Source organism: Aliikangiella maris (assembly GCF_040719265.1).
Lineage (GTDB): Bacteria > Pseudomonadota > Gammaproteobacteria > Enterobacterales > Kangiellaceae > Aliikangiella > Aliikangiella maris.
This window is the reverse complement of record NZ_JBFDAH010000002.1, coordinates 259,546-276,191: the sequence shown is the minus strand read 5'-3', so window position 1 is coordinate 276,191 and position 16,646 is coordinate 259,546. Positions and strand designations below refer to the sequence as shown.

The 16,646-nt window shown below is 40.0% G+C and carries 13 protein-coding genes and 1 pseudogene; 9 read left to right on the top strand and 5 right to left on the bottom strand.

All coding sequences use genetic code 11. From position 1 onward, the window contains the following. Positions 1 to 53: 53 nt before the first annotated feature. A complete protein-coding gene (locus ABVT42_RS03195) occupies positions 54 to 1,025 on the top strand; it encodes a phosphotransferase family protein (protein WP_353873661.1) in 972 nt (323 codons plus the stop codon). An 85-nt stretch (positions 1,026 to 1,110) separates the two neighbouring features. Here ABVT42_RS03195 and ABVT42_RS03190 read toward each other — a convergent pair whose 3' ends face one another. The 3 genes from ABVT42_RS03190 to rpoE all read right to left on the bottom strand — a co-directional run bounded on the left by ABVT42_RS03190 (position 1,111) and on the right by rpoE (position 3,820). Continuing rightward, positions 1,111 to 1,620 carry a SoxR reducing system RseC family protein gene (locus ABVT42_RS03190; RefSeq protein WP_353873660.1) on the bottom strand — a complete coding sequence of 170 codons (510 nt, stop codon included), beginning with the start codon at positions 1,618 to 1,620 and terminating at the stop codon, positions 1,111 to 1,113. 235 nt (positions 1,621 to 1,855) lie between these two features. Continuing rightward, complete coding sequence (locus ABVT42_RS03185) at positions 1,856 to 2,635, bottom strand: sigma-E factor negative regulatory protein (RefSeq protein ID WP_353873659.1); 780 nt, start codon at positions 2,633 to 2,635, stop codon at positions 1,856 to 1,858. A 603-nt stretch (positions 2,636 to 3,238) separates the two neighbouring features. Continuing rightward, complete coding sequence (rpoE, locus tag ABVT42_RS03180) at positions 3,239 to 3,820, bottom strand: RNA polymerase sigma factor RpoE (protein WP_353873658.1); 582 nt, start codon at positions 3,818 to 3,820, stop codon at positions 3,239 to 3,241. 483 nt (positions 3,821 to 4,303) lie between these two features. Here rpoE and nadB point away from each other — a divergent pair, with 483 nt between their 5' ends. Then, a complete protein-coding gene (nadB, locus tag ABVT42_RS03175) occupies positions 4,304 to 5,911 on the top strand; it encodes an L-aspartate oxidase (RefSeq protein ID WP_353873657.1) in 1,608 nt (535 codons plus the stop codon). Between the two features lie 26 nt (positions 5,912 to 5,937). Here nadB and ABVT42_RS03170 read toward each other — a convergent pair whose 3' ends face one another. Then, a complete protein-coding gene (locus ABVT42_RS03170; protein WP_353873656.1) occupies positions 5,938 to 6,603 on the bottom strand; it encodes a hypothetical protein in 666 nt (221 codons plus the stop codon). Positions 6,604 to 6,786: 183 nt separating this feature from the next. Continuing rightward, positions 6,787 to 7,044: an FAD assembly factor SdhE gene (locus ABVT42_RS03165; protein WP_353873655.1), complete on the bottom strand. Its 258-nt coding sequence runs from the start codon at positions 7,042 to 7,044 to the stop codon at positions 6,787 to 6,789. 176 nt (positions 7,045 to 7,220) lie between these two features. On the opposite strand from ABVT42_RS03165, the gene ygfZ reads away from it, so the two are divergent. From ygfZ to ABVT42_RS03130, 7 genes and pseudogenes are all read left to right on the top strand, one after another. Then, entirely contained in the window at positions 7,221 to 8,126 is a 906-nt protein-coding gene (gene ygfZ / locus ABVT42_RS03160) for a CAF17-like 4Fe-4S cluster assembly/insertion protein YgfZ (RefSeq protein WP_353873654.1), read from the top strand. A gap of 13 nt (positions 8,127 to 8,139) precedes the next feature. Continuing rightward, positions 8,140 to 8,976 (top strand): HDOD domain-containing protein, encoded by an 837-nt coding sequence (locus ABVT42_RS03155; RefSeq protein ID WP_353873653.1) that lies wholly within the window; start codon positions 8,140 to 8,142, stop codon positions 8,974 to 8,976. A gap of 93 nt (positions 8,977 to 9,069) precedes the next feature. After that, positions 9,070 to 12,591: a DUF6701 domain-containing protein gene (locus tag ABVT42_RS03150; protein ID WP_353873652.1), complete on the top strand. Its 3,522-nt coding sequence runs from the start codon at positions 9,070 to 9,072 to the stop codon at positions 12,589 to 12,591. A gap of 40 nt (positions 12,592 to 12,631) precedes the next feature. Then, positions 12,632 to 12,865: pseudogene (locus tag ABVT42_RS03145) on the top strand (DUF4212 domain-containing protein); the annotation flags it as partial. A gap of 97 nt (positions 12,866 to 12,962) precedes the next feature. Beyond that, positions 12,963 to 14,705: a sodium:solute symporter family protein gene (locus tag ABVT42_RS03140; protein WP_353873650.1), complete on the top strand. Its 1,743-nt coding sequence runs from the start codon at positions 12,963 to 12,965 to the stop codon at positions 14,703 to 14,705. A 268-nt stretch (positions 14,706 to 14,973) separates the two neighbouring features. Further along, positions 14,974 to 15,825: a helix-turn-helix domain-containing protein gene (locus ABVT42_RS03135; protein WP_353873649.1), complete on the top strand. Its 852-nt coding sequence runs from the start codon at positions 14,974 to 14,976 to the stop codon at positions 15,823 to 15,825. A gap of 233 nt (positions 15,826 to 16,058) precedes the next feature. Next, entirely contained in the window at positions 16,059 to 16,592 is a 534-nt protein-coding gene (locus ABVT42_RS03130; RefSeq protein WP_353873648.1) for a hypothetical protein, read from the top strand. Positions 16,593 to 16,646 lie beyond the last annotated feature (54 nt).

The window sequence follows — 16,646 nt, the reverse complement described above, 5'->3', positions numbered from 1 at the left end:
TTGACACTGATAATTTATCTCGGTTTTATTCACCTATTATAATAATTTTATTTATGCCAAATACATTTGATGACATCATTCCCGAAAACCCCGATTATTTTCAGGCAATAAACATCGTCGAAAAAAAAACACTACCTTATTGGCGGCCAGTAATCGACTATCTTTTGCAAAAACACAACTTGTCGCAAATGAAGATTAGTCAAATCAGCGAAGGGTCAAATGCCCTATTTAATGTGGGTAACGAATACATTCTTAAAATTGTTCCACCTAATTGGAAATACCAAGGCGAAGCTGAAGTAGCATCAATTCAACTGCTTTCAGGAAAGCTGCCTTTATCAATTCCAAATTTATTGGTGTATGGTGAAATAAACAATTGGTTTTATGTGATTATGACGCTATTGCCCGGTGAAAATCTGGCGGTAAAATGGCCTACCATGTCACTTGAAGACAGATCTATCATTACCCAGGAAGTCGGGTATTTTATGCGAACCTTACACCAGGTGAATGTCGCTATGGAATCTCCTTTGCGAGCAAGCTGGTCAGAATATATCAATCAACTTTATGCTGACTGTTTAGCTCGTCATCAACGCAAAAATATTGCGCCACAATTACTCGATCAACTCCCAACCTATTTAGAAAAAAATCCCTATCAAATGGATGATGGCCAAGACATTTTTATTCATATGGATCTACATCCTTGGAATATTATGATCGCTCATAAAAATGACAAACCGACAGTTAGTGGTATTTTAGATTTTGGCGATGCCATTATTGGACGCAGTCGATTATTAGAGCTAGCGACACCTTTACTATTTTTGTGTCAAGGCAATAAGCAACTGTGCGAAACATTATTAAGAAGTTATTCATTATTGTCAGATAGTAATCGCCCTCAATTACAAACGGATTTGATGGTCACTTCGCTATTGAGACCAGCCTGTGATTTTAATTTTGTTATGGCTCAGGTAGCACGATCAGCACCGCGCGATACTTGGGAGCAAATAGGGCAACAGCTATTCCCTATTTAACCTAAATCACGTTAATCTAGAGTGTTCAACAATTTGATAGATGCCACCTCATTAATCCCGAGCCACTTCAGCCCAAGCAAAGCACTTAATTTTTGGTAGGCAGACTAAGTACCGAAATTTCATTCGGCGGTCGAGTAGATAAAGGGCTAGACTTCTTTTTGACCATTTTGGGGATAAACGCGCTATTTTGTTGAAGAGTGCTTTGGTTGAATCTAATCACCATAATTCCTATAAGCAATCCGAGCATGGCTAAAGCAATTGTCACTGGCTCACTGTTAAATCCTAAAGTACCGCCAATAGCACCGCAGACTAATCCCAAAAGGGGAACGAAATAAACCAGCAGAGAGGCTTTGGTAACGCTTGATTTGGCAACGGCAATAATAACTTCGTCACCGATTGACGCATTTAATCGGTTTTCAATAGGCGAGACAAAAATTTTTCCTGACAAGTAATTTTCCAAAATACCGCTACCACACGAAGATGCAATTTTGCAAGATGAACAAGCAAGTTTAGCCTTGGTATTAACCCAGGCAATATCACCTTCTAATTTAGTAACAAGCCCAGTTTCATAAAGCATTGGCTGTTCAGTATTCATAAATTTATCAACTCTGAATTGGTGAAGTTAAGCACTGCGTTTATCATTAACACGTTTAACACATTGAAAACATCCAACGATGCGCCAGCAGACATTCTCGATAAATCCACGTTTCTTTCAATACGTCGCTTCGAGAACTCATTATATCGAAATGGCAGATAATAAAAAACCAGACTAAACAGTCTGGCTTTTTTAATGTACTTAGAAAGTTAATTAAAAACGAGCGAATTATCTACTATTTTTCCCGGCTTTTAATTTCCGAAGGTTTCTTCATATCTCGGACTTGCTTCTCTAATTCTTCAACTTTTTTCAATTTAACCGATACAACGGTCTCTCCACCAACATATTGCTCATTAAAATTAGCATTGGTTTTATTGAGATTGTTAATCATCGCCTGGATTCTATCGAGTCTCTCTTGTTCAGCAGCATCAGACTCCGATAAAGACGCAAATAAATTTAGGTTATTTTTGCTATCAACCTCAGTCATTCCTTGAGCACTTGCTTGTGCAGTCAAAGAAGAACTAACTTGAGTCTCATCCATTGGAGAATTGCTGGCTTGCGTTTGTCCAAATTGCGAATTCAAAGGGGCTTGTGTTGAAAATTCCATCAAATCAACAGAAAAGATCATTGCATAGGCAACTGATGCCGCAACAGCCAGTCCACTGGCTTTTTTCCAGAATATTGAAGCAACATTGGTAGTTTTCGCCACGTGCTGAATATCACCAGCGGTATCATTTGTGGAGATGGCGTTATTCTTAACTTGAGGTCGAGCAATAATCGAAGGTTCATCGGCTATTAATTCAGAAACTGATTGCAAAAATGCTTCACTACTATGCGCCGAATTTTCTTTTTTCAAAACAGCGCTCACCATGTGGTATCGTTTCCATGTTTGCTGCTGTTGCTTATCAGACAACAATTGATTCAGGTTTTGTGATACATCCCCATAACCATCCAATAAATCAGATAAATTTTGATTCTTGTTTGAAGAATGATTATCTATTGTAGATTTTGACATATATAAACGACTCTTAACCCTGATTAGCTAAATCAAGTTAATTAAAATCAACTTAACTTATTGTAATAAAACAATTTTTAATGTTTATTCAAATCAATACAGATATATCTGATATAAGAAAACAATGGCGCATTACTATGTAAGCTTATAATGTAATCCTATGTTATTTTTGATATATCTAATATGCAACTTTTTACCCATTTTGCTTTGTATCAGCTTTTACATCATCGAAATTAGTAAAAATTCGCGCCTCATACCATTAGCCCAAGCTTAACCATAGCTTAAGACGTAATTGTTTCTTTCCAGCTCCAAATCAGCCGATGTATTTTTTCAGTTTTGGCGAAATGCCCTCTAAAAACGCATTCCACTGTAAAATACTATAGTTTGCACCATTATACACATCGCCAGTTTTGGAAAAACGGGCTTTAGTCAAACAAGGCTTCTTCAACTTTTAACAACTATTAATTACTGTGAACTATTATTACCAATTATTAGTATTACCAATTATTAGTGTTACCAATTATTAGCGATTAATTTAAGCTGTCATGTCAGACATATTGATTTACAAAAAGTTCAAACTAACTCACATTTATTGAAAATAATTTAATTATCCCCATCAATTAGCGGCTTTATTTGCTCATCGATTGCTTCTCTAGCCCGAAATATTCGAGATCTGACCGTACCCACTGGACAATCCATTGACTCCGCGATTTCTTCGTAACTTAATCCTTCTATTTCACGTAATGTAATCGCCGTCTTCAAATCTTCGGGCAAATCATTAATTGCTTGAAAAATAATCTCTTCAAGTTGCTCTTTCATCATTAGCCGCTCAGGTGTTGCATTCTCTCGTAAAGCGAGCCCAACACCAAAATTTTCGGCTTCCTGGGAGTCAATATCAGATGAAGGTGGGCGCCGCCCTCGAGCGGTCAGGTAATTTTTTGAGGTATTAATCGCAATTCGATAAATCCAGGTGTAAAACGCACTATCTCCCCTGAAATTAGGTAACGCTCGATAAGCTTTAATAAAGGTTTCCTGTGCCACATCAAACACTTCGGCCTGATCGCTGACAAACCGACCAATAATCATAAAAATTTTATTTTGGTATTTAGAAACCAGCAAATCAAATGCGTGTTTGTCGCCTCGTTGAACTCTCTTTACCAATTCGGCATCGGTTGTTTCTGTCATCTATTATTATTTTCCATTTATACAACAAACCAAACGACTTCAATTACAGATTGCTCAATGATTGATTCATTCGGTCAGGAAATTTATCGTGATTTACCCCAAGTTCTTCTACTAGCAGAGAGAGTTGAGCATTTATACCTTTATCATTGCAAGTGTTGACAGCAATCAGACCTGTTTAGTTCCATCGCTTAAATATCATTGACTTATAATAAATCAATACGGTCTCAAGATAACCTGTTGGCTATTATAGCAAGTAAAACCAACTAACCCGATAGTTCACCTCAATTTCATCGCTGCGGAATTCTTTGTTACAAAATCTTGTTAACGGTACTAAATAAATCACTTACTAAGCACTTGCTAGAGTAAACAGTTATTTTATCATACCTTTTTCTGACTAAATCGACTAAACATAAGATATTAACATTGGATTTTATAGGAAAAATTTCGCAAAATACGCGGATTTCCTATCAATATTAAAATATTATGACAGTAAACCACGACTCAGATGTGCTGATTATTGGTAGCGGCGCAGCCGGCCTTACAAGTGCACTCAATCTTTGTGACCAATTTTCAATCAATATTTTAAGTAAAAGCAAACTTACCGAAGGGGCAACTTTTTATGCCCAAGGCGGTATTGCCGCAGTTTTGGATAATAAAGACTCAATCGATTCCCACGTAAATGATACATTGATTGCAGGTGCGGGACTATGTAATGAGCAGGCAGTCCGCTTTACAGTTGAGAACAGTCGTGAGGCCATTGAGTGGTTGATAAAGCAAGGGGTTGATTTTAGTAAGGAGCCTTCATCTATCGATTCAAATGGTTACCATCTTACTAAAGAAGGTGGCCATAGTTATCGTCGTATCATTCACTCGGCAGATGCGACAGGCAAAGCAGTACAAACCACGCTGTCAGACCAGATTTTGCAACAGCCTAATATTGAAATATTTGAACGATATAACGCTGTTGATTTAATTACTTCGCATAAAATGGGAATAATTGGCCACGAAAACCGCGTCCTTGGCGCCTATGCATTTAATCGAAACACCAAAAAGGTCGAAGTTTTTAAAGCAAAATACGTTATTTTAGCAACGGGTGGCGCGAGTAAAGTTTACCTGTACACAAGCAACCCGGACGTTTCCAGTGGTGATGGTATTGCTATGGCATGGCGTAGCGGATGCCGCATCGCCAATATGGAGTTTAACCAATTTCATCCGACTTGCTTGTTTCATAGTAAAGCCCATTCATTTTTGATTACTGAAGCGCTGCGCGGTGAAGGCGCTTACTTGAAATTGCCCGATGGCGAACGCTTTATGCCACGCTTTGATAAGCGCGCGGAACTTGCACCCAGAGATATCGTTGCTCGGGCTATCGACCATGAAATTAAACGACTGGGAATTGAATGTGTTTATTTGGATATCAGTCACAAAGATGATGCCTTTATCAAGTCTCACTTTCCAACCATTTATGAACGTTTACTCGCGCTGAATATTGATATTACCAAGCAGCCAATACCGGTTGTACCCGCCGCACACTATACCTGCGGCGGCGTAGTGGTCGATTTAAATGCTAAAACCGATCTCAAACATTTATATGCAATTGGCGAAGTCGCCTTTACCGGACTGCATGGTGCCAACCGAATGGCTAGCAATTCTTTACTGGAATGTCTGGTTTATGCGCAAGCAGCAGCAGAATCCATCAAATTGAATGATCATAAAATTAATCGGATAGATGTCGAGATTCCACCATGGGATGAAAGCAAGGTATCTGATTCCGATGAAGAAGTCATCGTGTCACACAACTGGCATGAACTGCGGCATTTAATGTGGAATTACGTTGGTATTGTTAGAACAACCAAGCGTCTAGAACGAGCGCAACGACGTATCGCACTGTTAAAACAAGAAGTTAAAGAATATTACTCCAATTTTAAAGTCAGCAGTAACTTACTCGAATTACGTAATTTGTTAACCGTTGCCGAACTGATAATTGAATGCGCCATGCGCCGACGAGAAAGCCGAGGTTTGCATTATACACTTGATTATCCGGACACCGATCAAGCCGCAAAGGATACGATAGTTTCAAAATTAGATTGATAGGCCAAAATTCAAACTAATCTCACTCAGTCAATAGGGTGTTGGCTTTGTTGACTGAGACGATCTTGTAATACGAGATAACATAATTCGCGGTAACTTCTTTCCCCCAGTCCGCTTGCAGTGAATAACCAATAGTAAGCATTGGGTTTAGCCGCGAATTGAGCGCGCAGGTTATATAAGTGCTTTAGCACAAATCGATTAAATAAGGCATTTGATAGCAATTTTGAAATAACAGGAAATTTCGTGCTCAACTGAATAATTTCTGACGGATTCACATCCAACCCAATAGAGACTGGTAAATCAGTATTTGACGTAGCGATACCTTGCTCTTTTTGTAAATGCAATAAACAGCCATAACGCGTTACCCAAGTTTGCGATTGTAACGTTAAATACTCAACTCGGTTTAAATGGGTATTTGCATTAATTAACCAGCTTTCACCATTCCAACATAAGTCATCAGGCGCATGGGTAATTTGCTGTAAGCGAATTAAACAAGCAACGAGAGAACAACCATTAATTATATTCAACAACCAAAAATAACTGAGCAACTCAAGATTAACCGAATTCAACTGCCACCCTTGTGCATAATAATAGGCAAGTACAAAACTGAGTTTAAATCCCCAATGAATGGCAATGATCATCCCTAAAATAAACGGGCAATTTTTTATCGGAAACCGACTAGCAACTTTCATTTGAATACTCCTTATTCTTTATTCCAAATTCCTATTGACTTAAACAAAATGGCAATTGTTCAGACGAAATGCCCAACCTTACCAGAAATGCTTATATTATAAACAATACAAGCCATACATTTTTCTCGCTAGCCGACTAGCGCCAACAGTTTAATCACCGACATGTTTAACATTATTCGATTGTTAGCTAGTAATATTCATTTTATCGCGAATAATATCAACCATTTGCTGATCGGTTTGAGTTGTGGCATTACCGTACCCCATTATCCATGTATATAAATCTGGATCGGCCTGTGTTAATAAATCAGCAAAATCTATTTGTTGTTGGCTGGTCAAACTATCGAAGTGTTGTTCCAAAAAAGGAATTAAAATCACATCTAGCTCGAGCATTCCTCGGCGACACTGCCAGGCTAATCGATTTTTTAAGTGTGGTTCATTCATCAAAAACTCAAATATTCAACAAATTATCAATGCTACCAATAGCATCAATCTCAAGGAAATTATATCGATAATTAAAAAAGTTACCAATAAATATAATACGTGGACTTTTGTGGGGTTTTCAAAAGACTAATTTGAGTTAAAATAAACCTCATCAATTCCAAAGACAAGCATGACACATGAATCAATCTTTGACTAACCTTCCACTTCCTGGACTTGCACATTTATCTGACTTTGGCTGTATCGAAATCAAAGGTCCAGACAGTGTTCGATTTCTGCAAGGGCAGATTACCACCAATGCAGAAAATATATCCACAATTTTTTTAAGCTTATCCGCCATGTGTAATCCTCAGGGGCGATGTGTAGCGTTATTTTTTATTGGTAAAATTGACGACTCGGTAATTTTGATTTTATCTCGTGAAACGATCGAACAAGCGCTGGCTAATATTAAAAAATATGCCGTTTTTTTTAAAATTGAAATCAACGACATTTCAGATCAAAAACAAGTATTTGGTCTGGCAGCAGAGGCAACATCAGAAGCAGTAAAAATTCCTTCAAGCGTTGGTCACGAATTTCGAATCGAGCAATTGAATCAACCAGAAAACCAAATATTTTCTTTTTATCTGGTTTCTGAAAAATACCAATCTGATTTTGATGCAGCGGTTGTAAATTTCCGTAAATGTAAGCAAGGTGATTGGCTTTACTGGTTAAATAAAAACCGCATTCCTTGGCTGGATATTAATAGCCAAAATGAGTTTTTGCCACACAATTTGAACTTACCTGAATTAGGCGCAGTAGACTTTAATAAAGGCTGTTTTACTGGCCAGGAAGTGATTGCGCGAATGCAATACAAAGGTAGTTTAAAATCCCATATGCAATTATTGCAAACCCAAGAGCCTGTCACCGTAATCAGTAAAAGCAAATTGTGGTTGGGTGATAAAACTGTGGGCGAGGTAATTTGCGCGGCAGCCAACGATGAAAATGTGTCGATTTTGGCATTAATAAAAGATAACTATCTGGAAAATAAAATTTTTAGGTTGAATAATGAAAATGGACCTATACTTGAACTAATCTCAAAAATATAACTGAAACACCTAAATGAGCCTGGAAAAAGAATTTTTAGCCGAATTAGTTGACGCCATCACCAACGATCGATTGACTTTGCCAACCTTACCAGAGGTCGCATTAAAAATACGCGAAGCAGTCAATGATCCTGATGTCAGTTCAGGTACTTTAGCTGGCGTGATTGGACAGGATGCGGCACTGGCTGCACGTATTATAAAAGTAGCCAATAGCCCTCTTATGCGTGGTGCAGTTGTTGTTGATAACTTACAATTGGCAATCACCCGCATGGGGATCAATTTCGTGCGTAATTTGGCAACAGGTCTGGCGATGGAGCAGATGTTTCAAGCAACCCATGATGCCGTAGATAAACGACTGCGTGCTTCATGGGAACATTCTATTGAAGTTGCCTCAATCAGCCACGTTTTGGCCAGCAATTTTACCAATTTAAAACCCGATCAAGCGACCTTAGCCGGACTGGTTCACGAAATAGGTATACTACCAATATTAACTTTGGCCGAAGAAAACCCCGATATACTTGAGCACGAAGTCGTACTGGATAAAATTATATTTAAGTTACAAGGTAAAGTGGGCCGAGCTATTTTAAAAGCTTGGGACTTTCCCGAAGAGTTACGCCATGTTCCTGCTGCCTGTACTGACTTTACCCGTGATGAATCACCAAATGCCGATTATGCCGATGTCGTCACGGTTGCCAAATTGCAATCATACCCCGAAGACAATAATCCCTATGCCAATTTAGATACCTCGACTGTACCTGCTTTCCGCAAGTTAGGTTTGTCGCATGAAGTAGATGTACATCATGTAGAGGAATTGGCAGAGGAAGTTGAAGAAGCCAAACAAGCCCTATCATAATTTAATATCAATTGAGTGAACATAAATAGAATAAAAAAACACACTCCGCCCCTACACTTGAATATCCGAAAACCTTCTAGTTTCGGTTGTTTTTTGCTGTGGCTCACGCTCTGTCTATTTTCAGCTAGCGCAGTAAATGCCGCTTATCAGGTGCAGGTTGTTACCGGCGAAGCCTTTGATACCGTGACGACAGATGTTGTCTGGAATAATGATGCCTCACAGACTGATTATCCGATTGATGATGACTATCAATTAGTTAATATCGGCTTCACTTTTTATTTAGGTGAAACCGCCTATACCCAGGTTAGAGTCATGGCAAACGGCGTGTTACATTTTGGCGCCAATCAAGGATTTCATAAAGACTATACCAATGAAACATTACCAATCACCGGCGTTACCGCCGGACCGGGTTATGAAGAACCGGCAGATAGAGTCATTGCCGGTTACTGGGACGACCTTGAACCATCGCTTGGTGGAACCATCCGCTACGATACGCTAGGAACCGCGCCCTACCGCCGCTTTGTAGCATCCTGGAATAATGTGCCACGATATAACGGACCTGGCACCAGCTATTCGTTTCAGATTGTTATTTTTGAAAATGGTAATGTCCGCTTTCGCTATGGTAATGACGAAGCAACTGGTGGAAGTGCCACTATTGGTATTGAAGTCAGTGACACTGATTATACCCAATATTCTTCAGACACCGCGCTTGTCAATGACAGCATTGATTTATTATGGATCCGTCAGTTTCCTACCCTTACCGAAGCAGCTGCCACTTGTGCCGATGTCAGCAAAGTCACACTCACTTTTGCCTCCGCTATTTCCCCCGCGAGAGCCGCCGATATTAATAACTTTGCTATAAACAACGGTATCAGTATTCTGGCAGCCAACTATATCGATGCCACAACCGTTGAGCTAACGACATCATCACTTGATCCAGACACGACTTATACCGTTTCTACATCTTATCCAACCCAAAGCACAACATTTAACTTAAGTACCAGTAGTACCACGGTTATCTCGGATGATTTTTCCAGTGGTACCTATAGTGGCGGCTCCGGTTGGGCTGGTAATTGGCTTGAAAGTGACGATGACGGCAGCGCAACAACGGGTAATGTTTTTGTTTTCGGAGGCAGATTATATCTTGACGATTCACCAGACACTGGTGGATTTCCAGCAATTGAACGAGAGATTGATTTAAGCAATTTCACCAGTGCAAATCTTTCCGTTTTAATAGACTCTTCATTATTTCTGGAAGGTTCTGATCGCTTTGAAATTGCAGTTTCACCTAACGGTGGTGCGAGCTGGACAGTATTAGGTCAATATCAAAATGAAGTCTCTGGGACATATACCTTTGATTTAACACCCTATCTTACAGTCAATACACGAATCAGGTTTCAAATCACCTTTAATTATGGTGGATTTTTAGAATACGTTACATTTGATAATATCACTATTATCGGTATTGAAAATACGCCCTGTGCGCCCGAACTTGATCACTTTGTCGTCACTCACGATAGTAACGGCATCAACTGCCTACGCGAACCGATAACAATTGCTGCCGTTGACGATAGTGGTGATGTTATAACTGATTACAGCGGTACTATCGATTTATCGCTAGTGACCAATCATGGTAACTGGTTCACGCTCGATGAATCCAATAATAGTACCGATCTGGCGCAAGGTACTTTAGTCGATACAGCCAATGACAATGATGGTGCTGCAACCTATACCTTCGTCGAAGCTGACTCAGGCAATGTTATTTTATATTTACAAAACACTGTGGCAGAGGCAACTAATATCAATGTTGCAGAAGGAATCACAACCGATGATAACACCGAAGGAGATATCACATTCAGGCCATATGGCTTTGTTGTCAGTCCCGCTCCGATTACCACTCAGGTTGCAGGTAAACCTTTTGATTTAGTCCTGACAGCTGCTGGGCAAACACCCACGCAAAGTAATTGTGGCGTGATTGAAGAATATAATGGCACACAGGCAATTCATTTGTGGTCAACTTATCAAACTCCGACCACCAGTCCTACACAGGTATTGGTTAATGCAACACCTATTGCAACAACACAGGTCACTGCTAGCCCTCAAAATATTACATTTAACGCGGGACAAGCCACTCTAACAGTGCAATATAACGATGTTGGGCAAATTTCTTTAGGAGCTAAAGATGAATCTGGTATTGGTGATCCCACTTCGGGGAATGTCGATGAAATCATTGGCGGAGTCAGTCCGTTTGTTGTAAGACCATTTGGTTACGATTTACAGGTAGCGGGCAGCCCTTATGCTGATGATGAAAATGATACCGTTTTTGCCATCGCTGGTGACAACTTTGGCATGACCATACGCAGTGTACTTTGGCAGGCAGGTGACGATTTAGACAACGATGGCATCCCCGACCCTTTTATCGATACCGACAATGACGCCATTCCCGACAGCGGCGGTAACCTGGCCGATAACGGTATTACTCCCAATATTTCACAAATCAGCGGAAATATATCTTTACAGCCACAAGCCATACTTGTCACTAATAGTAATGGCTCACTGGGCCAGTCTTTGATAGATTTTAGTAACTTTCCTGCTCCAACAGCCAGCCAACCAGGTATCATCACTATTACTCAAAACTGGGACGAAGTAGGCATCCTGCAAATTGATGCGCTATCCAGCAATTTTATGGCTACGTCAGACAACATCACAGGTCAAAGAATTAATATTGGACGTTTTATTCCTGCTCAATTTAATCTCACCATAACCACTGATTACTCAGCACAATGCGGTAGTTTCAGCTATGCGGGTTTTAATAATGGCGTGACCGGTCTTAATAAAATTGGTCAATCTCATAATTTAGTCTTTGGTATTCAAGCGGTTAATCAAGGAAACGCAGCCACTGCAAATTACGATGGTCAATTTGCCAAGCTTGAAATCGGCACCATCACACTTACCCCGTTTGATACGCTAAATGGGGTAACAGCAACAGGCAATCTCAGTACAACACGCTCACCGATAATATTTAATACCAGCGGTCAATCAACCGCCAGTTTTACTGATCTTTACTACCAGTTTGCCGGTTTTTCCGCGCCGGTCGAATTACAAATCAACATTACTGCACAAGATTCAGATGATGTCAGCGGCATTATCAGCTCTGCCACCGTGAATAATCGTCTCGGCCGATTGAAAATTATCGACGCTTATGGGCCAGAAACAAGTTCACTCGAACTCCGACTATTCAGCGAGTATTATAACGGCACACAATGGCTTACCAATACGCTAGATAACTGTACCAGCTATATACAAACCAACAGTATTTTAACGCCTACCAGTTATACCGATAATCTGAATGACGGCGAAACCAGTATATTTTTTCCAACCACCAATCAACCACTGAGTAATGGTCAATCCATCCTTGCCAGCGGACTACTCTATTCGGCTCCCGGCGAAGGCAATTTTGGAAGCGTTGAAACGATTTATAATCTGAGCACGCTCAGTTGGTTGACTTATGACTGGGATGAAGATTTAGTGAATGATAATCCGGTCGGTATTTTGAACTTTGGGCACTATCGTGGGAGTGATAGAATCATTTACTGGCGAGAATTAAAAAACTAACAACTCACACTATCCGTCGCATCCCGCTTATGGAGTAGAAATGAATAATAATAATCAATATTGGCAGGAAAATATTCGGTTAATCTTAATTTGTCTGTGTATCTGGTTTATTGTCTCTTTTGGCTTTGGTCTATTGCTCGTTGAACCACTCAATACGATTCGAATTGGTGGATATAAACTGGGATTCTGGTTTGCTCAACAAGGGGCAATATATACCTTTGTCGCATTAATATTCTGGTACAGTGCGCAAATGAACCGACTCGACCGCAAGTATCAGGCACTAAAAGAACGATCAAAATCGCAAACCAGTTCATCAGAGTCTCCACAGGTAAATCAGCCAACACTCCCTAAAACCAAGCGGGAGTCATAGGATGACCGAATTACAACTTTACACATACATTACTGTTTTTGGATCTTTTGCACTCTACTTTGCGCTTGCGTGGTGGGCTAGAGCAAGCAGCACCAGTGACTTTTACGTCGCAGGCGGAGGTATTTCGGCAATTCAAAACGGCATGGCAATCGGTGCAGACTGGATGAGTGCAGCCTCATTTATTTCAATGGCTGGCCTGATTGCTTTTCTTGGTTATGGTGGCTCAGTTTTTCTGATGGGATGGACCGGTGGCTATGTATTACTTGCCATGTGCCTAGCCCCTTATATGCGCCAACATGGAAAATTCACCGTGCCAGAGTTTATCGCAGATCGGTTTTATTCAAAAACAGCTCGCATTGTTGCGGTTGTCTGCTTAATCATTGCTTCATTAACTTATATTATTGGTCAAATGAAAGGCGTCGGTGTTGCTTTTTCGCGCTTTCTCGAAGTCGACTATGGCTTAGGACTTGGCATCGGTATGGGGGTTGTCTGGGTATATGCGGTAATGGGCGGAATGAAGGGCATCACTTATACACAAATCGCTCAATATTGTGTTTTGATTTTTGCTTATACCGTACCCGCTATTTTTATTTCGTTACAGCTCACTGGAAATCCAATTCCTCAACTAGGTCTTGGCAGTACCTTGGCAGACGGCAGTGGCGTTTACTTGCTAGATAAACTGGATCAGGTAGTGACCGATTTGGGATTTAGAGAATATACCACCGAAAAAATGGGCAGCAACCTCAACATGTTTGCCTACACCTTATCACTGATGATAGGTACAGCTGGATTACCTCATGTCATTATGCGCTTTTTTACCGTGCCGACAGTTCAAGCCGCACGCGCATCAGCAGGTTATGCGTTAGTCTTTATTGCCCTGCTCTATACCGTTGCACCAGCCGTTGGCGCAATGGCCCGATTAAATTTAATGAAAACAATTGAGCCTGCACCGGGGCAATATCTAGAATATGAAAAACGTCCCCAATGGTTTAAAGACTGGGAAAAAACTGAACTCCTTCAGTTTGAAGACAAAAATAACGACGGCAAAATCCAATATAGTGCCAACCCCCAAACCAATGAAATGGTCAAGGTCGATAGAGATATTATGGTGCTGGCCAACCCGGCTATAGCCAATTTACCTAGTTGGGTCATAGCCCTGGTGGCCGCAGGTGGACTTGCAGCAGCCTTATCAACCGCTGCAGGACTGTTACTCGCGATATCTTCAGCCATTTCGCACGATTTAATCAAAGGGGTCATACAACCTGATTTGAGTGAAAAAAGTGAATTGTTAACTAGCCGTATTGTGATGAGCGTTGCTATTTTATTTGCAGGTTATCTTGGGTTAAATCCGCCAGGTTTTGCCGCGGGAACGGTCGCACTCGCTTTTGGATTGGCCGCTTCTTCCATTTTTCCAGCATTAATGCTCGGGATATTCTCGCGCACAATGAATGATAAAGCGGCTATTTGGGGGATGATTGCCGGTATAACCATTACCATGCTTTATGTCTTTCAGCATAAAGGAATCATGTTTATTCCCGGCACCACATTTCTTGGTGATTTACCCGAAAACTGGTTTTTAGGCATATCACCCAATGCTTTTGGCGTTGTTGGCGCAATCGTCAACTTTAGCGTAGCTATGATTATCAGCCGTTTTACTCAGCCAGCACCGAGCCATATTCAAGCGTTGGTGGATAATTTTAGACGACCAGATAATAGCCAAATAGCAGCGGCACATCATCATTAGTATGGCAATATTGAAGGTATAATAATTGAAGGTCAGGTTTATCTTTAACAATTAGCCTCTTTCGAGGCTGATTTTAGCCGTTCAAAATATATAGCGTTCGATGAGCATTTTATTTGCAAAACCATGCTAATTTAATGTTTTTATTGAGTATTTTAGATAAACCTACTAAATCGCAACCGCTGGTTGACAAAATATAATGTCTAATTGGTGGTTCGCAACTGGCCAACTTCCTATGCTGCTAAGAAATACAGACAGAGGAATAAATTGAATGATACTTGCAGATAAAATTATCAAACTAAGAAAACAGTTTGGCTGGTCACAAGAAGAACTTGCGGAAAAGATGGGTATTTCACGCCAATCGGTATCCAAATGGGAAAGTACTAATAGCATCCCAGACTTAAATAAAATCATAATGATGGCAGAAATATTTGGAGTGACTACCGATTACTTATTAAAAGATAACATTGAAGTTATTGAGTCAATCAACGGTGACATCGAACAAAATATCGTCAAAATAAGCCTTGAACAAGCAAATCGATATGTCGAGTGCAAAGAAAAAATTACTCAAATAACCATAAAAGGAGTCCTCCTTTGTCTATTTGCAGTTGTGCCCCTGCTATTGTTAATTGCCTTAGCAGAAACCGACCAAATGAACCTGAGCTCTGATACTGCCGCCGTTTCAGGTATTGTTATCATGTTGGTCATGATTTCATTGGCGGTGAGCTTTTTTATTCGAACAGGTCAGTTTTCTAGCGAGATTTCGATCATTGATAACGACGAGTTTGAATTAGAATATGGCGTCAAAAGTATCTTTAAAGAAAAATTACAGCAAATAACGAATAAATATCATCAACAACTCTCTATTGGAATTGCTCTTTTTATTTTAAGTGTGGTGCCTTTTTTACTTGTTGTTTTTACGTCAAAAGGGAGCGCGATTATCCTAGTTATGTTGTGCGTCATGTTTTTTATGATCGCAATTGGCTTATACATTATCATTCCAATATCTGCAATCCATACGGCTTATAGAAGTCTGATTAAAGAAGGTGAATTCCACCCACGCGAGCGTAAGAAAACTAAAAAAAAATTGAAGCACTTGCAGCCTTCTATTGGCCGCTGTTAGTTGCTATTTATTTAGGCTGGAGTTTGTGGACAATGAATTGGGGAATTACCTGGATTATTTGGCCTGTTGGCGGCGTGTTATTTGGCGCTTTGGCGGGATTAATCGAATTGTTGTCCAATGATGAGAGTCGCTAAATTAATTATCAACGACAATATTTGACTTTTTGGGTATTCATGTTGAGTTCAGTCGTATCCGTCATACTAGACCTTAAGCAAAACAAATAAGGTAACTTAATGATGAAAAACACATTGCTATTGATACTGTTAATCCCTTTTACATTGACGCAAGCGGCGGGGTTTAAAAATGACAAACAGGTTCGTGTGAAAAATCAATCAGAACAAGCTAAAGTCTATCGTCATCATCAGCAAAACTGGCATCAGCCCGACTACTCGCATGGCACCCGGTTATTTACTTGTTATGATTCGTGGAATCATCATTTAAAAGGTAAATTTACCGCAGAACAACAGTACTTTATTGAGTTAGGTGGGGGACGCTGCCATCCAGTAAAGCGCCCACGAGAACAGCACCAATTAAGCGAATTTTATGATTATGACTTTCCGATTGATAATGTTTACCGGGCAATTGATGAAATAAAAGATCAGTATGGATTACGTCGCGCCAAGGTAGTTCGAAGCAACAATATTCAGTCCGGTTACAAAACTTTTCGGTATACTTTGGTATTTAAAGTAAACGGCAGAAAGTACCGTGAATTCAGAGTAAAACACAATAAAAGAAATGGAAATATCAGACATATTTATGAAATTTAATAACCACTTACCTACTAAAAAAAAGGCCAGTGTAACAGGCCTTTTTTTAGTATT